The sequence below is a fragment of the Pseudomonas brassicacearum genome, assembly GCF_000585995.1.
Taxonomy (GTDB): Bacteria; Pseudomonadota; Gammaproteobacteria; order Pseudomonadales; family Pseudomonadaceae; genus Aquipseudomonas; species Aquipseudomonas brassicacearum_A.
Genome location: NZ_CP007410.1, coordinates 707,369 through 732,685, shown reverse-complemented (window position 1 = coordinate 732,685; position 25,317 = coordinate 707,369). Strand labels below are relative to the sequence as shown.

The window sequence follows — 25,317 nt, the reverse complement described above, 5'->3', positions numbered from 1 at the left end:
CAACCTACGAAGGGATTTCGCCGTGCGCTGGCTCAGGATTGCCATAGGCTTTACCGTCACCCTGCTGACGCTGCTCTGCATGCTCCCGGCACAGGCCGCGCCAGGCAGTGGCTGGGCGATATTGCTCGATGAACAGGGCGACCTGAAGCTGAGCGACATCCGCTCTGCCCGCTACACCAATCAATTCAGCCCCATCGACCTGGACCGCCTCAAGGCGGCCGAACCCGGCGGGGCCCTGTGGCTGCGTTTCCGCCTGGCCCCCGACAAACATGAACAAATACTGCGCATCTTCGCGCCCGACCTGTCCCGCCTGAATCTCTATGTGCTGGACGGCGATGCCCTGGTTGACCAACAAGTCAGCGGCGATACCCTTCCGCGTACCGAACTGCCCCTGCCCACCAGCGATTTCATGCTGGCGCTGCCCCGCAGCGATAAACCGCTGGACGTCTACCTGCGATTGGCATCCCGACACGAACTGCGCCCCTACGTCACCCTGCAACCGGCGGTGTTGGCGGCGGCCAATCAGAACCAGACACTGATCTATGGGTTGCTGTTCGGCTGCATCGCCATGCTGATCCTGCACAACCTCACCCGCTACGCCTATACCCGCTCACGCAGTTGCCTATGGCTGGCGGCCTGCGAAGGGCTGCTGATGCTGAGCCTGGTGCTGTTGCTGAACCTGGCAGGCCCCTGGCTGCCCGACTGGCCCACGATCCAGACGCCGGGGGCCTACCTCGCCCTGCTGCTGACCGCGCCCTGTGGCTTGATGTTCGCCTATCGCTTTTTCGCCCCCCTGGGGCCGCATCCGCTGAATCGGCTGCTGCTGGGGGACATTGTGGTCGTCATGCTGTGCAGCCTGTTGCTGTTGTTCGTCAACACACTGCCGCTCAATATCATGACCTATGCCCTCGTGGCCCTGGCCGGCCTGAGCATGCTCTTCGTCAGCGCCTGGCACTGGCAAAAGGGCTACCGCCCGGCACGGCTGTTTGTCGCGGCCATGGTGGTCTTCAACCTGGGCACGTTGATCATCCTTCCGGCGCTGCAAGGGCTCACGGAGGTCCCTCCGCAAGGTTTGATCGTGACGCTTCTGGTCTTCATCTGCATCAGCGGCCTGTTGATGAGTGTCGCCCTGGGCGAGCGCCAGCGCTCGATCAATGAAAGCCGTTTCAGCATCAGCCGCGACCTGGCGGCGAGCAATGCCGAGATCAATGCCAAGGCCGAGTTCCTGGCCAAGATCAGCCACGAGATCCGTACTCCGATGAACGGCGTACTGGGCATGACCGAACTGCTGTTGGGTACCCCCCTGTCGGTCAAGCAGCGCGACTACGTGCAGACGATCCACAGCGCCGGCAATGAACTGCTGACCCTGATCAACGAGATACTCGACATTTCCCGGCTCGAATCCGGGCAGATCGAACTGGACGATGTGCAGTTCGACCTCAACGCCTTGATCGAGGATTGCCTGAGCATCTTCCGCGCCAAGGCCGAGCAGCAAAATGTCGAGCTGATCAGCTTCATCCAGCCCCAGGTGCCGCGGGTGATCAGCGGCGATCCGACGCGGCTGCGCCAGGCGCTGCTGAGCCTGCTGGAAAACGCCTTGAAAAAGACCGACGAGGGCGAGGTGTTGATCGTCGTGGCTCTCGACGAGCGCAGCAATCAGCCTCGCCTGCGCATCGCAGTGCAGGACAGCGGCTCACCGATGGACGCCGAAGAACGCGACACGCTGATGCATGCCGAATTGCACAGCAAGAATTTCCTCTCGGCCACGCGCCTGGGCGGCAACCTGGGCCTGGTCATCGCCCGCCAGCTGATCATCCTGATGCACGGGGAGTTCGGCATAAAAAGCGGCAGCAGCCAGGGCAGCACCCTGTGGCTGACCTTGCCGCTGGACCCGGATCGCCTCGAACATCCGACTTCCGACCTCGATGCCCCGCTGCAAGGGGCACGGGTGTTGATCGTCGACGACAACGACACCTGTCGCAAGGTGCTGGTGCAACAGTGCAGTGCCTGGGGCTTGAATGTCAGCGCGGTGCCGTCGGGCAAGGAAGCCCTGGCGCTGCTGCGTACCAAGGCGCACCTGCGGGACTATTTCGACGTGGTACTGCTGGACCAGAACATGCCTGGCATGACCGGCATGCAATTGGCGGCCAAGATCAAGGAAGACCCGAGCCTGAACCACGACATCCTGTTGATCATGCTCACCGGCATCAGCAACGCGCCAAGCAAGATCGTCGCGCGCAACAGCGGGGTCAAGCGCATCCTCGCTAAACCGGTGGCCGGTTATACCCTCAAGACCACCCTGGCGGACGAACTGAACCAGCGCAACAAAGGCCAGGCGCCGAACGTACCGGTGAATGCGGGCCCGATCACGCCGGTGAAAGTGCCCAGCGATTTCCGCATCCTGGTGGCCGAGGACAACAGCATTTCCACCAAGGTCATCCGGGGCATGCTCGGCAAGCTCAACCTGCAGCCCGACACCGCCAGCAATGGCGAAGAAGCCCTCAAGGCCATGAAGGAGCAGCGCTACGACCTGGTCTTGATGGACTGCGAAATGCCGATCCTCGACGGGTTCTCCGCCACCCAGCAACTGCGCGCCTGGGAAGTCGGTAACCAGCGGACTCGCACTCCGGTGGTCGCGCTCACGGCGCACATCCTGGCCGAACACAAGGAGCGCGCCCGCCAGGCCGGAATGGACGGACACATGGCCAAGCCGGTTGAGCTGTCGCAACTGCGCGAGCTGATCGAGCACTGGGTGGCCCAGCGTGACCAGCAGAACCGTACGGTGCAAACGTCCTGAGCCGACAGACGGCAAAACGCCTGATAGACTCCCGTCGTCTCCTTCGCCTTGAGCTTCGACCATGCTCCATGTGCTGTTCAGTGTTTACCTGAAGATGCTGGTGCTCTACAGCCCCTTCTTCGTGTTGTCGTGTTTTATCGGCCTGACTCGCGGCTACTCGCGCAAGGAACAGCGACGCCTGGCCTGGAAGGTCGCGACCGCGACGCTGGTGTCCAGCGTATTGCTGTACTTGTTCGGGCGGGTGATTTTCAGCGTGTTCGGCATCACCGTGGATGCGTTCCGTATCGGTGCCGGCAGCGTGCTGTTCATTTCGGCGCTGGGCATGGCCCAAGGCAAGTCGGCCGTACAGACCGACAACGTCCAGCAGGACGTGACCATCGTCCCGCTGACCATTCCCTTGACCGTCGGCCCCGGCACCATCGGCGCCCTGCTGGTGATGGGCGTGAGCCAGCCGCACTGGGACGACAAACTCATGGCCATCATCAGCATCGCCCTGGCCAGCTTCACCGTCGGTGTCGTGCTTTACCTGTCCAGTCGCATCGAGCGGATCCTGGGTGACCAGGGCTTGCAGATCGTCAGCCGGCTGATGGGCCTGTTTGTCTGTGCGCTGGCGGCGCAGATCATCTTTACCGGCGTGAAAGGGTATCTGGTGCCATAGCCATCACAGTGCCTGGAAACTCAGGCACGCTTGCGACGGCTGAATCTTTTACTCAGTACCTCCCTGCGGTGTTCGCCCAGATACTCTTCGATGTCTAGCCTGAACGCTTCATAGCGGGCAGGGTTGAAGGTCACGAACGATTTACCGCGGAAAATATCTCGCGCTGAGGATTGCCAGTTCACGAACAGAACCCCACCGTTACTCGAAGTCCCGGACTGTCTTATCGAGGCGGACGATGCGACCAGGGTACCGTCGGACATCTGTTCGCAGGGAATGACCGATAAACGCGCGCCTTCGGCCACCTTGACCTGGCTATTGAACAGACGCATGGTTTCCTCATCCCGCTTCAAACCATCAATCGTGGTGTTCACCACGGCACCGAGCACCGCCGCTCCCGGAACGCCGGCCTTAACGCCATCGATGATCCCCTTGACGATATCGCTGATCACGAAATCCATGTCTACACGCCGGGAACTCTCGGAATAACGGGTATAGCCGTCCTCGGCGATGAAGCATCCGAGGTCTCGCAGGCATTGGATAAAGGCGTCGTACCACGCCCGGGTATTTTTGCCGCCGGGCACCTCATAGTTGGCTTCCATGATCGCCATGGTCATCAGGTTTTCCATGATCGCCATGTTGTTGAGCGACATGTTGTTGCCATAGCCCACGAGCGCATCCCCCAACATGAGCGCATCCAGGTCCTTGTTAGGATTGTCATGCACCTGCACGACTGACCTGCGTACACGTCGACCCGCAGTGGCCAACGCCTTGCGCCTGTTGATACGCGCACTGAGCAACTCAACACTTTGCGCCACACTGACTACACTTTCGAACTGTTCCATATAAACTTCCTTGGTTATATATAAGCCCGCTCCTGCGGACCCACTTCAATCTAGTTTATTCCGCCCAAGAATAACAACCCAGACTGATTGCAGCATATGTAACTCCACCCCGCCTTAAAATATTCAGACTTAAATTAACCACCCACCCACTTAAAACCAACGTTCATCATTGCATCTCCCAAGAGCCAAATAACCCCACTAACTTTAACGGAGAACACTCGTGAGCAATGAACTATTAACCGGACTGGTCAGCGGCCCCAATCTGTTTTCCTATATCGGGACACTGTCCCTGCAAGACCACAATGACATCGCCGACTGCAACAACATCGCCACCCGCTCGGCCGATCTCGCCCATCACCGTTATGCAAACCCCAAGGGCTGGTTCGAAGAGTATGCCCGCACCTTGAATTTCCTCGGCTGGTCGCTGTATGACGACTCCATCCATACGCGCACACAACATCTGCTCACAGGCTCCGTGGCCGATTTCCTGGTGGAGAGCGCCCACGCCATGAAGGATGCGCGGCAGGCCAACGCGATGATCGATACCCTCGACACGCTAAAAACCGATCACCCGGCCATCCTGTCCTTTGCCAGCGAATCCCAGGAAGGCGAAACCTTCCAAATTGTCCCGGCTCGCTACGACTCACAAGGCAACCTTCATATCGCCCTGTTCAAACTCGAACTGAGTGTCGAAATAAAACAACGCAACTTTCTGTTCTGGAACTGGGAAAGGCGTTCAGCCAGGATTATCCAACGCAGCGCTTTCCTGAAGCTGGACAGAAGCAAACTCGACAGCAGAAGAACGCTGATCAACCAATTATTAAATGAGCACTTGATGGGACGCTTTGTCTTAAGAAAGACGCGCCTCGTGAATTATTGACACTTCAAAGCCTGGCGTGACAGCGCAACCTCTTTTGCGGGATGACACGTTTCAATAAAAAAGGGTTGCCCGTGATAACACCGGCAACCTTTTTTTACTTAACGCCTAATCGTGGACGACGGCCTTGGTTCAACCCACCGCATTGGTCTCCTCCGTAGACGTTTCATTCGACAACGCTTCCAGCGTGACGCCGTTCTGGGCGTCCTGCAAAGCGTCCAGGCGCTGCACCAGTGTGGAAACGGCATAGTGTCGATGCCCACCGAAACTGAGCAACACGTCGCCTCGCAAATTGACATCGGCCGCATACACCTCACGAAAAATCACGCTGTGACCGCTGTCCGGATCGATGATCACCAGGTGCTCATGAACCTTGCTCAGCAGCAACTGATCCGGCTCTTCCAGCTCCCAGATCAACTTGCCGGGGACAGTCACCACACTGCCCAGCGGATGTCGGCAATCGAGGACCACCGACTTGATCCTCAACCAGGCCGCTTTTGACAGCCGGTAACTCACCGCGCCTTGGCCCATGCGCAGGATCAGGATCTTGACGTCGTCAGGCATCAGCGGCAGGAGATCATCGATCTTCGCTTCATGGCCCTCGACGACCATTACCTCGCCTTCACGCTGGACATAGCTGAGCGGCCCACCATGGCCCATGCTGGGCAAGGTCAGCAGCTTTCCATTCTGGCTTTCATGCAACAGGATATTAGTCTGCTGCTGGGTTCCCAAGACTTCGAAAGACTCCGGAATGGCGGCCTTGGGCACCCGGATCACACGCGCGCTCTCGGCCACGAACCACGTCAGGCTACCGGGTTCCTCCACCGACAAGAGCGGGCTGTGAAACGGCTGGCTCGCCAATTGCCTGAGCCCCTCGATCTCCCGGCCCCCTTGCATGACGACCCATTCCTGAGTGACACCGGTAATCAACGCCGGCTCCTGATCCCGCAGCGCAACCACCACACCTTCGTATGTCACGCCACGCAGCCCCACCCCATCGGCCGTCAGCTCGACAAACTGCCAGGGCGACCATTCACGCTGCGGGTGGGGCAGCACGTCAGCCTCCAACAGTTGCGAACCCTGGCCAAAGGCAGCGTCCAGTTTCTGCGGATCGATAAAGGCCTGGCGATAGACTTCGCCGCTCGCCACATCGAGCAACCAGGCGGCCTCGCCATCCGGGGTTGCGCCCAGCAGCCGCAGCTCCGTTGTGCTACCCAGGTCAGCCAGCAGCAACCGATTGCCAACGTACCAGGCGCACAACCGCTCGTTACCGCTGAAGTTGCTCAAACCGATAAGGGCAAGACTTTTGCTCCCGTGCCGCTGGGCCAACGCGTCCAGTTCGGACCACCACTGTGCCCGGTCCTTGAACCACTGCTCCCTCACGCCGCCCAGCGCCAGGTCGCCTTGGCCACTCAGGTTGTAGAACGTGCCTCCCGAGGTCAGCGCCACGTAGCCACCGTCAACGGCGATGACATTTTCCAGGCTAGGGGCACGCGCCCACCGGTTGGCCCAATGCCCCTTGCCCTCCACCAAAGTACGCCGCCTGCTGCACAGTTCCTGTTTGAGCCTGTCGTAGATGACAAACACATCGCTGTCGTCCGGCGGTGCGAGCAGCGTCAGATCCGTCATGTTCTTGATTGAATCGGGCCATCCACGTGGCTGGTTTCGTCTCGGCGTGGGACGAATGATCAAGCGGTCGCTGCGGCGCACCCAGGCCATGTCCCGCCACTGTGCGTCGAACTTCCAACAGATCGAAACGAAGGGTGCCGGCTGCCAATTGACGGTGAAAAAAGTGTCCTGCGGGTGGGTATTCGGCGTCAGGGGTGGACTGTCGCCCAGCACCTGCGACCAGTCGGCCAGTCGGCCAGTGTCTCACTGGCACTCAAGACCGGCTCCAGGGCCAGATCCAGCTCTCGCGTGATCGAACCGAGCAGCAGTTGCCCATCATGGATCACATACACCAGCACATCGACGGTCTGATCCTCGCGAGTGATTTGCTGGACGACATGAATCACCCCCTGCGCGTCCGCCTCGATGCTCTTGATGGTGGTTGTCAGGTTGCTGGTGCTGCGCAACCAATAACGATGGCTCAACAACCCGGTGACCGCATCGGCTTGCCAGATGATCAGGTCCTGCGGATTGTAGAAATAGCAGGCACTGCCCACTACCGCCGCCAGTATCGTCTCATCGGCACCTGGCAGATCATCGCGAATATAGAGGAAACGGTCCTCCTTCGCGTCATACCAGGCAGTGGTCCGGCGAGGCTCGCCCGGGTCCTCAAATGGAATGAGGTGGTGGCGAATCGGGGTGTACGCCATCGCTAGACGGTGGTCTCGAGCCAGGGCCTTGAAATGATCCTGCAACGTTTGCTGATCCATGTCGGGCGGTGCGTCCAGTTCCAAAAGCACGAGCGTGCGGTTGGCCACATCAACCTTGAATACTTGATTGTCGGCAAGCCGGAGTGAAATTTCGTGGCGCCACCCTCCAACGATCGTTACCTGAACGTCGTCGATGAAGAACTTATCGTGACTCTCAATCCTTATCTCTTTCTCCGAGGCCCAAGAGGCATCCATAAACCAAGTAGACACCTGCAGGCTCGTCGACTCCAGGCTCAGTTTCACGCCGGGATGAACGACCAATGCGCATCGTTTACCGGCCCCCTGGATTTTATAAGCGATCATGTTGTGCCAAATCGGCGGAATAAGAGGCACCACCAGTGAACGGTCAGCACTGTCGAGCAACACGTCGATCACCGTTGGCCGATAATCGGGCACCATGCGACGGACGATGTATTCACTGGGAAAAGAATAAAAGGAAAACTGAAATTGCCAGCTGCCGTCCGCTTTTCTTTTCTCCAGGCGCCGTGCCGTGTCGAACCCGGTGTCATGACGCGATGTCGCGAATGGCAGGGCAATGTACTCGTAGCGGTAACAGGTTTGCGGTGTGCAGGGCAGTACGATGACTTGGCCGGCAGGTGGCTTGAATGCAACTTGGCCCGGCAGACCTAGATCTCGACGAATGTTAATGGCCCGATCGTAATCGAGCTCTATCGTTGGCACCCCAAAATGATCGCGTTGCGGATAGAGCTTGGGGCTGCCCAGCATCAATGCGCCCCGAGTCAGATCCAGCGCCTGGACGATCAACGAGGAACGCGGTAGCCATGCACCCTGCCTGGCATCACACCGGTACGCCTGCAGATGAGCCATGGCGATTTCATCGAATAACAACCCGACCTCTTTGGCTTCTTCGGCAATAGTGGCGAAACCCTGGGCCAGGGCCGCCACCCCCACCGCCAATCCACCCAGGATCAAAGCGGCGCCGCCCAGCATTGCGCCGGCAGTCGTGGCGCCAACCGCGTAGGAGCTCACCGACAACACCAGGCTGGCGGAGTCGAAAGCCAATTGGGTGCCGAACTGAGCGCGTTCGACATCGTTGTGGGCCGTCGACAATTGGTAGATGTCGAACCCGACATTGGCCAACTGCAACAATCCCCCGGTCGCTTCGCTCACGCTGGAGCCCACTGCCGCCTTGACCACTGGCGCGACGGTGCGGGCAATCAGTTTCTCTTCGGCCAGTGCCTGCCGAACCAGGCCGACCAGGCCCGCGATATCCGCCACGACGCCATGCACCAACTGCGCGTAGTTGACATAGGCGTGCAAGCGGACCGCCAGGGTCAGGGGCCGACTCGATCCTTCCTGTCCGCGCAACGCGTTCATCAGCGCTTGTATGGCGAAACCGGCGTTCAGCGTGTGGACACTCCCTACCTCGGTGGGATCGCTTGGCACGGAGGGTTTGTTGGCCAATGCCGAAAACTGTTCCGAGAGGTAGCTTTTTATACGCAGGAGCCGATGGTCATCCGTGACGACCCGTACCAGTTGCTCAGGATTGACCGGATCGATCAGGCTCACCCGGTACGACCCGTCCGGCGTGACCTCCAACGTGTCGAACAGCGGCACAAGATGAGCCGCCAGCTGGTTTTCCTGCCGGAGGCGGCTTGTCGCTTGCTCGATCTGCTGGCTCCACCAATGGCCATCCAGCGCCAGCAGACAGTTGCCCAGTCGAGGGTTGTTCTGCAACGATTGGCCACGGGCGCTGGCCAACCGCTGCCTCATAGGGCGTTGCGGCTGCCCGGGCAAGGCGTCGGGTTGCAGCAGTTTCGAAACCTCAATGGCACCTGGCAATACCAGCCTCGACACACGTGCACCTTCCAGTTCGATCAGGTCGAAAGTCGGCCGCGCCGCATCGCCATACGCCGCGTAGTGGCTGGCCATGTCCTGTTGAAGAAAGAACCGTTCCAGCGCCTGTCTGAACTGGGTCGGATGCTCGAATTCAAACACACCGAAGTTCGGATCGTAGAAGTGATAGGTGCTGCGCTCCCCCTCAATGGTCTTGGCCACCAGCATGGCGTGGTTATCGGAGTTGAGCATCAGCGTGCTGGTGGTAGTCCTGGCTTGCAGGACGTCCACGACCTCATTCAGGTCCGAGCGCGCCAGCGCACTGCCCACGTCGCCGAGCTGTACATCGCGCAACGACTCCACGCTGTTGAGGAAGGTCACCGAATCGCTGGCCCCGGGCTCGAGCACCGCGAGGTAGAAACGCTCGCGCAAGGTGTTGACCGCGACCTTGCCTTGCGACAAGGCCGCCGCCATGGCGAGGGCCAGGGGATAGCAACGTCCGCCCACCCTGTCACCCTCGCCCTGGAGCAGTAGATCCTGCGGTACAAGTTTGTTCGTGGCGGCCTCGAAACCGTTCAGGACAGCACCGAGGCGTTCGACAATCCGGACGCGGTATTCAAGCTTCGCCACCTGACGGATCCGGGCAACGTGCTGGCCCCATTGGCGCAACGTCAACGGCTGCTCCAACGCGGTTTTCTTCAAGCCCAAGGCGGTTTCGTCATGCCTCGGTGGCGCATCGGTGGCGCTGGCGAGCCCGGCCAGGAAGGCCGGCGCCTGACGCTGGAACAACGCTTGTTCGATCGCCGCATAACGGCCAGCGGTCCCGCGCGTGGCGAGGTTGTTGACCAGGTTATCCAACGCCGGGCGGGCCGCGTCGAAGCTGCGGTTATCCAACGCCTTCGCACCACTCAGGCCTCCCAGTAGCAGGCGCTGCAAGGGACTCAGTTGAGCGACTTCGAAACGGTCGCTGGCGAGGCGATCGAGGAGCTCAGCGATAGACAGTTGCCGCGTCTGCGGATCGCTCAACGATGCGGGCGGTAACGCATAGGCGCTTTGATCGCGGATCGACTGACGCTCATCAAAACTCAGGGGGATGGGTTTATCGAAGGTCACCTCCCCGTTATGGCTTTGGCTCATCGCCTGCATGAACGACTCGCCCAGTTCATCGGCCAAATGCTGCAACAACTCGGTGGACAACACATGTCGTCCCTCGATCACTGGCCAGCCTTCATCGAACTGGACGGTGCGGTATTTGAGCAGCTCTGCCATATCACCCGCATAACGGGCCTTGAACAGGCCCTCTTGCCAGCGTTTTTTTTCGTCGATCAGCCATTGCGCGGTGTCACGCGCGTTCTCTTTCCAGGAGTGATCCAGCTCCTCCTCCGTCGCCCGGTTGACCGTGGCGACGGCCGTGATCGCCGCCTCCGCCTGCCACTGTTCGGCGATTTGAGGGGTGAAATGTGTGCGTTGGTAGTCCGCCATCCCCTGGCGCATGGCGGCGGGACCGGTGAGATAGATCGTGCCTTCGCTCTGGGGGCGGATGCCATCGCTGTAGTAGGCGGCGGCCGCCTCTACCAGAAAAGACGCGGCCAGTTCAATTTCCGGCGGCAGCTCATGGAACGCACCGAACACCTGCGTTGCGGCCTGGCGCGCCAGAACGCTCATGGCCTCGATGTCGATCAGGCTGACGTTTTGCTCATCGGCCAGGTGCGCTGTGGCGTCGACGATTTCATGGTTGAGTCGCAAACGCTCGATCACGCTCTTGAGCATCGCCGCCCCGGGGTGGGCCATCAGGAAAGCGTTGCTCAACGAGTGTTGTTCGACGACAGCGCGCAATTCGTCCGGGCGGGCCAGACGCTCCACCGGAGGGCGAAAGACGCGGTTCAACGCCGGCCCGCTTTTAGCGAAACGCTCAAGCGCTTCGCGATGCTCGGCTGGAATCTCGCTGAAGTAGTCCGTGTACTTACTGCGCTGACGGCCTGGCATCCATTCGGGGTTTCGATCCAGCAGTAACTGCAGCACACCCAGCCGCGCGTCCGTCTGGAACGCCCGGATGTCCACCTCGCCCAGCTTTTGCGCCAAGGGCGGCAGGCCATCGACATCGGCGTAGCTGCCGCCCTCGGCGAACAAGGCTTCGACACGCACAATATCGGAGCCCCCGGCAAACATGCCACGCAGATTGATCTCGCGTTCGTAGACATCCTGCAGATGCAGTGGCAATTCACCGCTGGCAAGATCGCGCAGTGCCAGGCTCCCCTCGGTCAACGCCTCGAGGCTGAGCCGGTTATTGCTCTTCAGGGCCGACAACCGCGTCTCATCCTGGCCGTAAGCCCGGACCAGCAGATCGATTCTCGCGTCATCGGCGCTGCCGCCGTTTTTCACCGCCTCGGTGATGTGGGCGTACATCTGCTGCTTCAGGACGATGGCGCGTTCTTCATAACGGTCGCCCAACATGAAGGCATCGACACTGTTTTCTGCGCCATTGAGCATGGCGTCAGCCTTGGCCGCTTCGACAATGATCCGGTTGGTTTCATAGGCCAGCAGCGCATCGCTGTCATACCAGAGACTGAGGCGATAACCCTCCGGGCCCAACACCTGTTTCCAGACATTGATGTAATCACGCTGAATCGGCCCGATACCGCCCCCCAGCCAAACAAAATGCAGGTTTTTCGGCACCTCGGTGGCGGGCACTTTCAATTGCTCGACGCTATTGCGTAGACGCGTTTCGAAACCCTCTATCTTGTTATAGGCGTGCGCCAGATCCGCAGCCTCGGCGCCCTCCGGCAACTCAGGTGTACGGCGACGCCTGCTGTTTCCCCGCAAAGCGCCCACGGCTTGTTTGAGAAGCCCTAAGGGCTCCAACATGCGGGGAGAATCGAGCAAGGCAATACAACCGAAGTAATACCGGAGCACCGCCTCATATTCATCAGAACCCTTGTGCGCTATTAAGGCCTGTTCAAGATCCTTGAGCCTCAACAAACCCACAAAATCGACGTAACTGTCCGTCGATGAAGTTTTAGATTCACTCATAAACAATACTTCCATTTATTGTATGTAAATAGCCAGGATCGCCCTCAGGCGCCCAGGCATCGACAAGTTGAACGACACGCATCCATGCGCGGATAACCCACAGAATCGGTTGCCTGGCCAAACAACCCACTGTCACTCAAATGACGGTTATAACCCACGAAGTGAAAGCCAACATAACCCTCATCAAGACACCACTCAACCCACAACGAATTCAATAAATGTCCAACAACACACGACTATCTTATTTGTTCACAACTTGGTAGTCAGTACATAAGAACTGTCGACCGATTATCTATAAAGCAGCTAACTAAAGTCAGGGCTTATTACATTCTGAGAAAACTGGATACAAGCAAGTAGACCGATGCCCGGCACCGAGGCGGTGGCAGGACTCAGGTGGCGGTGGCCCGAACGGACCACCGGATTTCATCAGAGCGGCTTGCTGCCGTACCAGCGCGGCGTGTACACCCAGTCACCGCCTTCGGCGCGAGGGAAGACGCAGGTCGTGGAGGAACCGATCAGCACCATGGTGCGCATGTCCACCTGATCCGGGGTCAACTGCCCCAGCGTCGTGACACGCAGTGTCTGGCCCGGGCGACCGATGTCGCGTCCCAGTACCACCGGCGTCTGCGCCGCACGGTGGTGCGCAACGATTTCCAGCGCCCGTCCCAATTGCCAGGGTCGGGAACGGGAAATCGGGTTGTAGAACGCCAGGGCCAGATCCGCCTCGGCGGCCAGGTCCAGGCGTTTTTCGATGATCGACCACGGCTTGAGATTGTCCGACAGCGACATCACGCAAAAGTCATGGCCCAGCGGCGCCCCAGCCTGGGCGGCCGTGGCCAGGGAGGCCGAGACACCGGGAAGTATCTGCAGGTCGACGCTGTGCCAATGGGCATCCGTTGACTCGTGTAACGCTTCGAGCACCGCAGCGGCCATGGCGAACACGCCTGGGTCACCGGAGGACACCACCACCACGGAGCGGCCTTGGGCTGCCAGTTCGAAGGCGTGGCGGGCGCGCTGCATTTCTTCGCGGTTGTCAGTGCAGTGCTGCACCTGATCGGCCCGGAACGGCCCGGCCATGCGCACGTAGGTTTCGTAGCCCAGCACATCGGTGGCGCGGTCGAGTTCGGCGCGCACCGCCGGGACCATCAGCTCGGCAGCGCCGGGGCCTAGGCCGATCACCGCCAGACGCCCGCGCGGGCGGCCGACCTGTCGGGGGTCGAGGGGCTGCTCGGTCACAGCCACGGCATGCTCGCCCAACGCGCAAATAGACGCAGGTTGATCAAGGGTTTCGTTCAGCCATTGGCCGACATCGCCAGCAGCCGACGCGAAGCGCAGCGGCACGTTCAAGGCCGCTGCGGCTGCATGCAATTCTGGCCGGGCCATGTCGCTGTCCACCGCCAACAGGCACGCCAGCGATTGCACGGCGAGGCCGGCCTCACGCAAAGTCTCGCCAACGGCCGGCGACGCCCCCGCGCTGATCGCCACGACGACATTGCGCGGATAGATACGCAGCTCATCCACCGCCGGCATGCCCGCGGCGCTGTCGATGCGGATCGCCAGCCGCGCCTGTTCATCCTCGGGCAACTGCGCCTGGTCCAGCCACGGCGCGACACCTTCAATGCGCACCGATTCGCCAGCCAGCAGATCGGACACGAAACGCTTGCCCTGCTCCAGGTCGCCGAGGCGGTAGCCGCTCGGCGGATTGAGCAGGCAAGTGCCGAAACGCAATTCGCCGCTGGTGGTGATGGCCGGCGCGATTTGCAGCGTTTGCGCGATGTCGCGGGCCATGACATTGACCCCACCCAGGCCGCCCAGCAGCGGCACCACGGCGCTGCCATCTTCGGCCACCGCCAGCACTGGCGGCTCGACGCCCTTTTCCAGCAGCAGCGGCGCCAGGGTGCGGATGACGATGCCGGCCGCGCACAGGGCGATGATCGGCGTGTCGTGCTGATAGAGCTCACGCAAGGTGACGCCGAACTCCGAGTATTGACGATCCGCGCCTTCGACCCGACCGGCCAGGCCGTGAATCAAGGCGTCGGGGTAGCGCTGTTGGATCCGCCGGGCCGTCGCGAGGCTGCCCGGACCGAGGATGACGATTGCCGGAGCGTTGGACGTCATCCCTGCCACCGTTCGCCCGGCACAATGATCAACGAGAAGTACGGCGAAGACATCGGCTCGACTTCATCCAATGGCACGATTTTCTGGTTGGCCATGGTCGCCCGCTCGACGTAGAGTGCCCGCCCGTCCAGGCCCAGCTCCTGAAGCACCTGGCGAACCTTGGGAAAGTTGCGCCCCAGCTTCATGATCACTGCCGCATCGGCATCGGCCAGGCGGCGCTTGAGATCATCGTGAGGCAGCACGCCGGAGAGCACCGACAGGCTCTGGTTGCGATAGACCAACGGCGCACCGAGCACCGAGGCGCCCCCAAGCATCGAGCACACGCCGGGAATGACCTCGGCGTCATAGCGCTCGGCCAGGCGGTCATGCAGGTACATGTAGGAGCCGTAGAAGAACGGATCGCCCTCGCAGATCACCGCCACGTCGCGCCCGGCATCCAGGTGCACGGCCAGCTGTTCGGCGGCCGTGTCGTAGAAATCGGCGATCACTTGCTCATAGGACAGCGGCGCCGGCAGCGCTTCGGTGGTGACCGGGTAGACCAGCGGCAGCAAGGTCTGCTCAGCCTGCAAATGGGCTTCGATAATGCCAAAGGCGTTGCCTTTCTTGCCCTTGGCAACGAAGTACGCCACCACCGGCGATTCGCGCAGCAGGCGCAGGGCTTTGACCGTAATCAGTTCCGGGTCACCGGGGCCCACGCCGAGGCCGATCAGACGTCCAGGCTGCTGCATCATTCAATCTCCGTAGCGAGGGCATTGACGGCCGCGGCGGCCATGGCGCTGCCGCCGAGACGGCCTTGCATGATCACGAACGGCACACCCCGGCTGTTGGCCGCCAGCATGGCCTTGGACTCGGCAGCCCCGACGAAGCCCACCGGAAAGCCGAGGATCAGGGCCGGTTTCGGCGCGCCGGCATCGAGCATTTCCAGCAAGTAGAACAGTGCGGTCGGGGCGTTGCCGATCACCACGACACTGCCTTCCAAGTGCGGGCGCCACAGCTCCAGGGCGGCGGCCGAACGGGTGTTGCCCAGCTCAAGGGCCAACGCCGGCACGCTCTCGTCGCGCAGGGTGCAGATCACCGGATTGTTGGCCGGCAGGCGAGCCCGGGTCACCCCCTCGGAAACCATCCGCGCATCGCAGAGGATCGACGCACCAGCGGCCAGCGCCTGGCGTCCGGCCGTGCCCGCGCCTTCGGAAAACTGCAGGCCGTCGATGGCCTCGACCATGCCGCAGGCGTGGATCACGCGTACCGCGAGTTTTTCCAGGTCGGCCGGGATGCGCGCCAGGTTGGCTTCGGCGCGGATGATCGCGAAGGAGTTGCGGTAGATCTCCTGACCGTCGCGGATGTAATCAAGCATCAAGGGGGCTCCGGGGGTGAGCGTCGAGCCAGTGGCCGAGCGCTTCAATAGTTAGATTGTGCGCCTGCAACGCGCCGAAACCCGGCAGCGTGGCATCGCGAAAATACAGGTCGTAACGACCGGGGGCGACCGCAAGCAAGGTGACAGGCGCGATATGGGCCGCCGCGCAGGAACGCGGGCAGCCCGACAGGTGGACCTTCAGGGTTTGGCCCTGGCGTTGCAGCAGCTCGGCCAGTTGCCGGGCATCGGCCTTGGTGTCGGCCAGGGCTTTGCCACAGCCGCTGGAGCCGGTGCAGGCGATGAATTGCGCCAAGGGTTGATCGAGCGAGCACAGCAGGCCCAGGCCCTCCAGCCGCGTCAAGACCTCGTCCGCATCCTCACGGCGCACGTTGGGCAGCAGCAGGCTTTGCCACGGCGTGAAACGAAGGCTGGCATCGCCCTTCTCCCGCGCCAATTGCGCCGCTCCTCGCAACATGATGGGGTCGAGCCGGCCCAGGGGCGCCGCGGCCCCCACATAGACACGGTCGTCGTGCTGGGCATGGACACCGATGTGCAGCCCGTCGGCAGACGCGTCCCGCTGCCAATCGCGGCACGCTTGCAGCGGCACGTGCCGGGCCAACCGGGTCATGAACTCATCCGGAGGAATTTCACTCAGCAGGTGGCGCATGCGTGTCTGGTCCGGGCGGGCCAGGTCGAGAAACAGCTCCAGCACCGTCACCACCAGAGCATGCCCCTGCGCCATCGGGACCCTGCCCGCCGGCGCGTCCAGCGGCGAGCCGGCCAGGCCGAAGGCCAACCAGGGCTCGCCATTGCGGACAAGGGCCGACAACCACAGGTCATGATGATGCTCGAGCATCGCCAGCGCTTCCCCGCCGTCCAGCTGCACGGCGAATTTGGCCGACAGTTCATGGAAGCGCTCATGGGTTTGCAGGGTGGCAAGGATCTGCACGGCCAACGGGCGAGTATCGACCAGCATCTGCCGGTCGATCCCGGCCGACGGGCTGAGCATCAGGTTGCGCACGTCATCACCGGCGGGGGTTCTTGGCCCCAGTCCGGCGGCCAGCAGTGACTCGATCAGCGCGCCGTGCGCGGACCCAATCCCGCGGATTTGCAGGTTGCCGCGGTTGGTCGCCTCGATCACGCCACCGGCAAACCGCTCGGCCGCCGATGCCACGGCTTCGACCTGATCCGCCCGGATGGAACCGCCATCGAGCTTGATTCGGCAGATCCCACCGTCCAACGCCTGGACGACACGCAACAAACCCGGACAACCCGAGGGGCGTATGACGTTGGTTGATGGGCGTTCGTTCAAGGGATAACCGGTAGACAAGGCACGCCACGATGGCGAAGGAGCGCCATTATGCCTGCTTTGCCGGGGGTCATGAAAAGCTTGCCGGTCGGATTATTCGGGCCAAGCACAAAGCGTGTGCACAACCCCATTCAAACTGTGGGAGTGGGCTTGCTCGCGAAAGCGGTCAGCCTGAGAAGGTGAGGTTGAATGGATCGACGCCTTCGCGAGCAAGCCCGCTCCCACAGGGGAATTAGGGCCGGACCCAAAACCTGTGAATAACCCCGCTTCCACAGGTTCACGCCTGACAGAAGGGGCGCGGTATGATGGCGGCCCGGTTCGTGGGCGCAACAGCCCGCCGATAAAACACATCCATTCGAGGAACAAAGATGACCCCCTGGCTGACCGTAGTGGGCATCGGTGAAGATGGCTTCAAGGGCCTGGGCCGAATGGCTCGCCATGCCTTGCTGCGGGCGTCGCGCATTGTCGGCAGCGATCGACAACTGGCGCTGTTGCCGGTGTGCATCCGCGGCGAACGGGAACTGTGGCCCAGCCCGTTTTCCCTGGAGCCGTTGCTGGCGCGACGGGGCGAGTCGGTGTGTGTGCTGGCCAGCGGCGATCCGATGTTCTATGGCGTGGGCGCGAGCCTGGCGAAACAGGTGCCTGGCGATCAAATGCTGGTCATCCCGGCACCATCGTCCTGTTCGCTGGCGGCGGCTCGCCTGGGCTGGCCGCTGCAGGACGTGGTCACGCTGTCGCTGGTGGCACGCCCCCTGGCGGCGCTCAATGTGCATTTATCCACAGGCGTCCGGCTGTTGCTGCTGAGCAATGACCGCCACAGTCCCGCCGCCGTGGCCACGATGCTGCGCGAGCGAGGGTTCGGGCCCAGCGCCATGATCGTCCTGGAACACTTGGGCGGCGCGGCGGAACGACGGATCGAAGGCACTGCGACGCAATGGGCCGACCCAGCCGTTGCGGACCTGAACTTGATCGCTATCGAATGCCGCAGCGAACCCTCGGCGCTGCGCCTTTCACGCCTGGCCGGTTTGCCGGACAGCGCGTTTGAACATGACGGCCAGTTGACCAAACGCGACGTGCGCGCCATCACCCTCGCCCGCCTTGCACCAACCCCTGGCGAGCTGCTCTGGGATGTCGGCGCCGGCAGCGGCTCCATCGGCATCGAATGGATGCGCACCCACCCCAGTTGCCGGGCCCTGGCCATCGAAGCCGACGAAGGTCGCCAGGCCTTGATCGAACGTAACCGCGACAGCCTCGGTGTGCCCGGTTTGCAACTGATTCGCGGGAAAGCCCCACAAGCGCTGGAAGGCCTGGAGCGTCCGGACGCGGTGTTCATCGGTGGCGGCGTCACCCGTGAAGGTGTGCTGGACGCCTGCTGGGCCCAACTCAAGCCGGGCGGCCGGCTCGTGGCCAACGCCGTGACCCTGCAGAGCGAGATGACGCTCATGGACTGGCGCGCACGCCACGGCGGCGAACTGACCCGGATTCACATCGCCCAGGCCCAACCCTTGGGTGAGTTCGACACCTGGCGCCAGGCCTTGCCGATTACCTTGCTGGACCTGACGAAGCCTCTCGATGCGTGACGAAACCGCCGAACAACCCGCGCCCCTGCGCAGCGGCCTGACCACCGGTAGCTGCGCCACCGCCACCAGCCTGGCGGCGGCCCGGTTGCTGCTGGGCGGCGCCCACGCCGATGCCGTGGAGATCGTGCTACCCAAGGGCAAGCACGTGCAAATGCGCCTGGAGTTCTGCCGACGGACCGAACAAGGCGCCGAGGCCGGGACGATCAAGGACGCTGGCGACGACCCGGACGTGACCCACGGCGCCCTGCTGTTTTCCCACGTGCGCTTGATCGACGAACCGGGGGTGCGTTTCATCGCCGGGCGCGGCGTAGGGACGGTGACGCGCCCTGGCCTGGTGTTGGAAGTCGGTGAGCCGGCGATCAACCCGGTGCCGCGCAAAATGATCAACGAACACCTGGGCCGTCTGGCCGAAGACAGCGGTTATGCCGGTGGCTTCGAGGTCACGGTCAATGTCGAGGGCGGTGAAGCCTTGGCGCTGAAAACCATGAACCCACGACTGGGGATTCTTGGCGGCCTGTCGATCCTTGGCACCAGCGGCATCGTCCGGCCGTTTTCCTGCGCGGCCTACATCGCCTCAATCCACCAGGGCATCGATGTGGCGACGACCAACGGTTACCAGCATGTCGCCGCCTGCACCGGCAATGCCAGCGAAGACACCATGCGCCGGGTCTATAACCTGCCGGAAATCGCCCTGATCGAAATGGGTGACTTCGTCGGCGCCGTGCTCAAGCATGTGCGCAAGGTGCCGGTGGAAAAACTCAGCCTCTGTGGCGGCTTTGGCAAGATCAGCAAACTCGCCGCCGGCCACATGGACCTGCACAGCCGTCACTCGAGCATCGACCTGCCACAACTGGCCAAATGGGCAGCTGCAATCGGCGCTGATGAAACCCTGCAGCAAGGCATCCGCGCGGCCAACACCAGCCAGCAAGCCCTGGCGATGGCCAGCGCCGCCGGTATCGCCCTCGGCGATGCGGTGTGCGAACACGCCCTGGCCTTCGCCCGCAGTGTGGTGCCGGCCCAGGTCCAGGTCGAAGTCTTCGCCATCGATCGCCAGGGCGGGATTGTCGGTCACGCCGGAGCCTTGTCATGAAGAGCCTTGAAATGAAACGCATCCTGTTGCTCGGCGGCGTCACCGAAGCCCTGGCCATCGCCCGCACCCTCGGCCCCCAGCACATCTACAGCCTGGCAGGCATCGGTCGCGTCCCCACGGACCTGACCTGCCAGGTGCGTGTCGGCGGCTACGGCGGCGCCGACGGCCTGGCGCAATTCATTCGCGAGCAGGGCATCGACCTGCTGCTGGACGCCACCCACCCCTACGCCGCACAAATCAGCCACAACGCCGCCCACGCGGCCCGCACCTGCGGCATTGCGTGTTGGGCCTTGCGGCGTCCGGCATGGCAACCCCAGACCGGGGATGACTGGCGCGAAGTGGCCGATTGGGCCGAACTGATCCAAGCCCTGAAACCCTTCCGCCGCCCACTGTTCACCCTCGGTCGCGAACCGCTGCAACATCTGCACGAAATTCCGCCAGAGCAATTCTGGACCCTGCGCGCTTTGGACGTTTATCCCGGCAATGAGCGCTGCGAAGTCATCGGTGCCCGCGGGCCGTTCCACATTGAGGGTGAACGCGAGCTGTTTGAACGACGGCAGATCGATGTGCTGGTCAGCAAGAACAGCGGCAGCACGGCCACTGAGCCGAAGCTGGAGGTGGCTCGGGAGCGGGGGGTGCCGGTGTTGATTTTGCGGCGGCCGGTGTTGGCGGGGGTGGATCGGGAGTTTGGGGCGGTGGAGGAGTTATTACGGGGGCTGCAGCACCTGGCTTAATAGTCTTTTTTTGTGCTGTGCTGGGAACCTACACCGCCCTACAACCCTGCCTCGTCGGAACTACGACAGTAGGCTACATCACCTTGCGCCACTGCCTACAACTGCGCCAGAATCCGCCGGCTTGTGCGCCTTGGAGGCCGTCGGTAACTTGATTCCCGTCACTGCCCTTCAGTGATCGGGTTTAGTCGCCCGGTGGTTTTCAGCAGGTTCACAAGCTTCATCCAGTCAGGTATCCACTCCTGCACTAGATGGTGGTTGTGCGCAGGGCGCCTTCGGGCGCGCCGGTAATGCTGGACTCCCCGGTCGACTAACCTGCGTACAGCCGCCGCCCTGTGGCGAGGGGATTTATCCCCGTTGGGCTGCGTAGCAGCCCCCTGAACGACAATACGGGGTTAGGCTGATGCTGCGAGGTGCCAGCTTTTGGGGCTGCTTCGCAGCCCAGCGGGGATAAATCCCCTCACCACAAAAACTACGCATGCCATTAGATTTAAAGTAACAAATGGCCCTTACACGAAGCTACAAACATACGATTGCGGAACGTGCCAAGCGTGATCCTGAGTTCGCCCGGATTCTACGGGATGAAGCCATTACGCGTTTCGACGCTGCTAGCCATCTCAAAACGCATGAGGAAATGGCAGCTTATCTAGATGCTTGTCTCGAAGAAGACACGGGGGACGGGGGACTGATTCGAGCATCCCTTAACGATATCGCTCGGGCAAGAGATATGACACAGATGGACTACGATGCAGATTGGGAACAATCGAATATCGACTGATCAACAACATTCTCCGTGGCGAGGGAGCTTGCTCCCGCTGGGCTGCGCAGCAGCCCCAAGAAGGCGGACACAATTTTCCTGATACACCGCGATGCACGATTCAGGGCCGCTTCGCGCCCCAGCGGGAGCAAGCTCCCTCGCCACAACAGCATCCACCTACAAAACTGTTGCTACTGTTAATGCAAAGCCTGCGACCCTATACCGCACGCGGCCTTTTTACTTCTCAACCCCGATCAGGCTAAATACCGCCACCTGATTGCCCAACCGAGCGGATTCGCCCATGTCCCGACAACGGCTTGCATTTGCCTGGATCGCCTGCTTCGCAGTGCTGTTCAACATGCTTGCCATGCCGCTTTCCGGCAGCGTTGGCGCGATGGCGAATGCCCAGGCGCCATCAGAGCAGCTGTTGTGGGGCAGTTTCTGCTCGTCCAGCGGCACGAAAATGGTCGCGATTTCCCTGGGCAAGCTCGAACAGGGCACGTCGCAGAAGGACACTCACTCGACGATGCAGCATTGCTGGTGCTGTTCAGGCGCCGCATCGCTGGTGGCACTCACCGGCCATGCCCCGCAGTTGTACCTGGATGCTCGGCCCAGCCATCGCGGCATTGCCCATTCGAAGCTCGACAGCCCCACGCCCCGCCAGCAATGGCCAAGCCTCAACCCCCGCGCCTCGCCTCTGGTTTGATTCGTTCCGCACACATCTGCGCCTGAATCGTTCTGGAGAATCACCCATGTTGAACAGACTCATCCTGCTGGCTGCCCTTCTGCTTCCCGTCGGCTTCGCCCAAGCGCACCAATACAAGGTGGGCGAGCTTGAGATTGCCCATCCGTGGTCTCAAGAGTTACCGCCCAACGCGCCGACCGTGGCCGCATATTTCGTGATTCATAACGGCGGCAGCACCGCCGATAAATTGCTCAGCGTCGACACACCGATTGCCGGCAAGGCCGAGCTCCACGAGCATGTGATGCAAAACGACCTGATGAAAATGCAACCGGTGCCCGTCGTGGATATCGCCCCTGGTGCAACCGTCACGTTCGCGCCGATGGCGTATCACGTGATGCTGCTGGAGCTGAAGGACCGCAGCCTGCTGAGCGACGGCAAACGCTTCTCCATGACGCTGCATTTTGAAAAAGCCGGGGATGTCACCGTCGACGTTGCGGTGCAGAAAAAAGCCCCCGACGGCAGCAAAACCCAAATGCACATGCACTGATAGCGCCTTCCCATGGGTCTTCCTCGCAACAGGTCCGCCATGCCCCGCCGCCAGCCCCTGAGCCTGGCAGGCGGCAGTTGGCTCAGCCTGTTCGCCATGTTGATGATCTTTATCGGCCCACTGATTTCTCAGTCGATGCCGATGGATCAGCGCATGTCCGTGAGCATGAACATGTCGATGGACATGAGCATGGACATGCCGGCGGGAGCCCACGCCGCGCATGAGGCGCCAGCCGCCGAACATTGCCCGCCCCAGAGCGAGCATCACGCACTGTGGGAAAAATGCGGCTATTGCAGCCTGCTGTTCAACTGTCCGGCACTGACGGGCGGCCATAGCTTCACCGCCTTCGATACACCGCTCGCCAACACCTACACCAGCCCCTCCCCGCGCCTGGGCCATGCCCGGCCAGCGTTCTTCCCGGGTGCCCGCACCCGCGCACCGCCCTTCGCCGCGTAAACCCGACACTTACCTCACCCGGTCGCACAAGACAGCCCCAGGCTGCCCGACCGTGTCGTTTACGTCTGTTCGATGGAATCATCATGTCCAGGTTTTCTGCCGGCATCGCTTTGGGCACTGCCCAGGTTAGCTGCCCCCCGAGCGAGCCCCGGGTTCGTTTGCGTCACACCGTCGCCGCACTGTGCGGTTTGCTGCTTACACCCTACGCACTCGCCGATGAGCACGAGCATCACGAGAACCAAGTCGAAGAACTGAGCCCGACGGTCATCACCGCCATCGCCCCCAGTTCACCCCTGACCGTTGTCACCAACCCCAAGGACCCGCGCCAACCGGTGCCCGCCAGTGATGGCGGCGACTACCTCAAGACCATTCCCGGCTTTGCCCTGGTACGCAACGGCGGTACCAATGGCGATCCGGTGCTGCGAGGCATGTTCGGCTCGCGGCTGAACATCCTCACCAATGGCAGCATGCTGCTGGGTGCCTGCCCGGGGCGGATGGACGCACCGACGTCCTACATCTCGCCGGAAACCTACGACAAGCTCACCGTCATCAAGGGCCCGCAAACTGTGCTCTGGGGTCCCGGCGCATCGGCGGGAACCGTGCTGTTCGAGCGCGAACCGGAACAGTTCGGTGAACTGGGCACCCGGGTCAATGCCAGTGTGCTGGCTGGTTCCAACGGCCGTTTCGACAAAGTGGTGGATGCCGCCGCCGGTGGGTCGCTGGGCTATGTACGGGTGATCGGCAACACCGCCCACTCGGACGATTACCGCGACGGCAACAACGACACCGTGCCGTCGCGCTACGACAAGTGGAACGGCGACGTGACCCTCGGCTGGACCCCGGACGCCGACACCCTGCTGGAACTGACGGCCGGCAAGGGCGACGGTGAAGCGCGCTATGCCGGGCGCAGCATGGACGGCTCGCAGTTCAAGCGTGAAAGCCTCGGGCTGCGTTTCGAGCAGTCGAACATAGGTGAGGTGTTGGATAAGGTCGAGGCCCAGGTTTACTACAATTACGCCGACCATGTGATGGACAACTACACGCTGCGCACGCCGTCCGGCACCGGGATGATGGCCGGACCCATGGCCTCCAACGTCGACCGCCGCACCTTGGGCGCGCGCCTCAAGGCCACCTGGCGCTGGGCCGATGTGCAATTGATCAGCGGCCTGGACGCCCAGACCAACGAACACCGTCAACGCAGCAGCATGGGGATCGACACCTACAAGAACCTGCCATACACCAAGGACGCCGACTTCCACAATTACGGCGTCTTCAGCGAATTGACCTGGTACGCCGCTGATCGCGACAGAGTGATTACCGGCGCCCGGCTCGACCGGGCCTCGGCCAAGGACTACCGCCAGAGCATCGGTTCCGGCATGTCGGCCCGCCCCAATCCCACCGCCGGCGAGACCCGCGCCGACACGCTGCCCAGCGGTTTCCTCCGCTACGAACACGACCTGGCCGACAGCCCCACCACGTTGTATGCAGGCTTGGGACACGCGCAGCGTTTTCCGGACTACTGGGAGCTGTTCTCGCCGAACGCCGGCCCCAGCGGCTCGCTGAATGCCTTCGACTCGATCAAGCCGGAGAAAACCACTCAGCTCGACTTCGGCCTGCAGTACAAGACCGAAGCCCTCGAAGCCTGGGCGTCGGGTTATGTCGGGCAGGTCCGCGACTACATCCTGTTCGATTACACCCCCGGCATGATGGGCACCACTTCCCGGGCCGAGAACATCGATGCGCGGATCATGGGCGGTGAACTGGGCGCGGCCTACAAGCTGACCGAACACTGGAAGGCCGATGCGACCCTGGCCTATGCGTGGGGCAAAAACAGCAGCGACGGTAGCGCCCTGGCGCAAATGCCGCCACTGGACGCCCGCCTGGGCCTGACCTACAGCGAAGACCGCTGGAGCGCCGGCGCCCTGTGGCGTGTGGTGGCGGCACAACACCGCGTCGATGAAAACAAGGGCAACGTGGTGGGCAAGGACTACGGTACAAGCTCGGGGTTCGGAGTGTTCTCACTCAACGGCGCCTACCGCATCAACAAACACTGGAAGGTCAGCAGCGGCGTCGACAACCTGTTTGGCAAAGCCTACGCCGAGCACCTGAACCTGGCCGGCAACGCCGGGTTCGGCTACCCGGCGAGCGACCCGCAAGCCATCAACGAACCGGGGCGCACGCTCTGGACCAAGGTGGATATGAGTTTCTAACACCATCGCAGGCAAGGCCTGACACCCAACCCCGTGGCGAGGGAGCTTGCTCCCGCTCGGTTGCGTAGCGACCGCATTAAAAGAAGGTCTGCTGCGCAGCC

The 25,317-nt window shown here is 61.9% G+C and carries 15 protein-coding genes and 2 pseudogenes; 11 read left to right on the top strand and 6 right to left on the bottom strand.

Annotated elements, in window-relative coordinates:
• Positions 1–22 precede the first annotated feature (22 nt).
• Together CD58_RS03095 and CD58_RS03090 are read left to right on the top strand one after the other, a co-directional pair.
• Positions 23–2,797 carry a hybrid sensor histidine kinase/response regulator gene (locus CD58_RS03095; RefSeq protein ID WP_025211614.1) on the top strand — a complete coding sequence of 925 codons (2,775 nt, stop codon included), beginning with the start codon at positions 23–25 and terminating at the stop codon, positions 2,795–2,797.
• Positions 2,798–2,858: 61 nt separating this feature from the next.
• Complete coding sequence (locus CD58_RS03090; RefSeq protein ID WP_003186248.1) at positions 2,859–3,455, top strand: MarC family protein; 597 nt, start codon at positions 2,859–2,861, stop codon at positions 3,453–3,455.
• A 20-nt stretch (positions 3,456–3,475) separates the two neighbouring features.
• Here the strand turns inward: CD58_RS03090 and CD58_RS03085 are convergent, their stop codons facing one another.
• On the bottom strand, positions 3,476–4,297 hold the full coding sequence (locus CD58_RS03085; RefSeq protein ID WP_025211613.1) for a hypothetical protein: 822 nt from the start codon (positions 4,295–4,297) through the stop codon (positions 3,476–3,478).
• A 220-nt stretch (positions 4,298–4,517) separates the two neighbouring features.
• Between CD58_RS03085 and CD58_RS03080 the strand changes: the two genes are divergently transcribed.
• On the top strand, positions 4,518–5,177 hold the full coding sequence (locus CD58_RS03080; protein WP_025211612.1) for a hypothetical protein: 660 nt from the start codon (positions 4,518–4,520) through the stop codon (positions 5,175–5,177).
• 129 nt (positions 5,178–5,306) lie between these two features.
• Here CD58_RS03080 and CD58_RS03075 read toward each other — a convergent pair.
• The 5 genes and pseudogenes from CD58_RS03075 to cobG all read right to left on the bottom strand — a co-directional run bounded on the left by CD58_RS03075 (position 5,307) and on the right by cobG (position 17,163).
• Positions 5,307–12,379: pseudogene (locus CD58_RS03075) on the bottom strand (TcdA/TcdB pore-forming domain-containing protein).
• 426 nt (positions 12,380–12,805) lie between these two features.
• The gene (gene cobJ, locus CD58_RS03070) at positions 12,806–14,497 is read right to left on the bottom strand and encodes a precorrin-3B C(17)-methyltransferase (RefSeq protein WP_025211611.1); all 1,692 of its coding nucleotides are present in this window, start codon (positions 14,495–14,497) and stop codon (positions 12,806–12,808) included.
• Positions 14,494–15,225, bottom strand: coding sequence for a precorrin-2 C(20)-methyltransferase (locus CD58_RS03065; RefSeq protein ID WP_025211610.1), 732 nt, complete (start codon positions 15,223–15,225; stop codon positions 14,494–14,496). Before CD58_RS03065 ends, cobJ begins: the two co-directional genes overlap by 4 nt.
• Positions 15,225–15,851 (bottom strand): precorrin-8X methylmutase, encoded by a 627-nt coding sequence (locus tag CD58_RS03060; RefSeq protein ID WP_025211609.1) that lies wholly within the window; start codon positions 15,849–15,851, stop codon positions 15,225–15,227. Before CD58_RS03060 ends, CD58_RS03065 begins: the two co-directional genes overlap by 1 nt.
• Positions 15,844–17,163, bottom strand: coding sequence for a precorrin-3B synthase (gene cobG, locus CD58_RS03055; RefSeq protein WP_025211608.1), 1,320 nt, complete (start codon positions 17,161–17,163; stop codon positions 15,844–15,846). The genes CD58_RS03060 and cobG overlap by 8 nt, the downstream gene beginning before the upstream one ends.
• Positions 17,164–17,528: 365 nt before the next feature.
• On the opposite strand from cobG, the gene CD58_RS03050 reads away from it, so the two are divergent.
• The 8 genes and pseudogenes from CD58_RS03050 (at position 17,529) to CD58_RS03015 (ending at position 25,216) form a co-directional block, all read left to right on the top strand.
• Positions 17,529–18,740 carry a bifunctional cobalt-precorrin-7 (C(5))-methyltransferase/cobalt-precorrin-6B (C(15))-methyltransferase gene (locus CD58_RS03050; RefSeq protein WP_025211607.1) on the top strand — a complete coding sequence of 404 codons (1,212 nt, stop codon included), beginning with the start codon at positions 17,529–17,531 and terminating at the stop codon, positions 18,738–18,740.
• A complete protein-coding gene (locus tag CD58_RS03045) occupies positions 18,733–19,830 on the top strand; it encodes a cobalt-precorrin-5B (C(1))-methyltransferase (protein ID WP_025211606.1) in 1,098 nt (365 codons plus the stop codon). The genes CD58_RS03050 and CD58_RS03045 overlap by 8 nt, the downstream gene beginning before the upstream one ends.
• Positions 19,831–19,841: 11 nt before the next feature.
• Positions 19,842–20,564, top strand: coding sequence for a cobalt-precorrin-6A reductase (locus tag CD58_RS03040; protein ID WP_025211605.1), 723 nt, complete (start codon positions 19,842–19,844; stop codon positions 20,562–20,564).
• A gap of 499 nt (positions 20,565–21,063) precedes the next feature.
• A pseudogene (locus CD58_RS31635) lies at positions 21,064–21,300 on the top strand (DNA-binding protein); the annotation flags it as partial.
• A 319-nt stretch (positions 21,301–21,619) separates the two neighbouring features.
• Complete coding sequence (locus tag CD58_RS03030; protein WP_025211604.1) at positions 21,620–22,024, top strand: DUF2946 domain-containing protein; 405 nt, start codon at positions 21,620–21,622, stop codon at positions 22,022–22,024.
• A gap of 46 nt (positions 22,025–22,070) precedes the next feature.
• A complete protein-coding gene (locus CD58_RS03025) occupies positions 22,071–22,550 on the top strand; it encodes a copper chaperone PCu(A)C (RefSeq protein WP_025211603.1) in 480 nt (159 codons plus the stop codon).
• 39 nt (positions 22,551–22,589) lie between these two features.
• Positions 22,590–23,006, top strand: a complete 417-nt coding sequence (locus CD58_RS03020) for a DUF2946 domain-containing protein (RefSeq protein WP_200868902.1) — start codon at positions 22,590–22,592, stop codon at positions 23,004–23,006.
• Positions 23,007–23,089: 83 nt separating this feature from the next.
• Positions 23,090–25,216 carry a TonB-dependent copper receptor gene (locus tag CD58_RS03015; RefSeq protein WP_025211601.1) on the top strand — a complete coding sequence of 709 codons (2,127 nt, stop codon included), beginning with the start codon at positions 23,090–23,092 and terminating at the stop codon, positions 25,214–25,216.
• Positions 25,217–25,317: the final 101 nt, after the last annotated feature.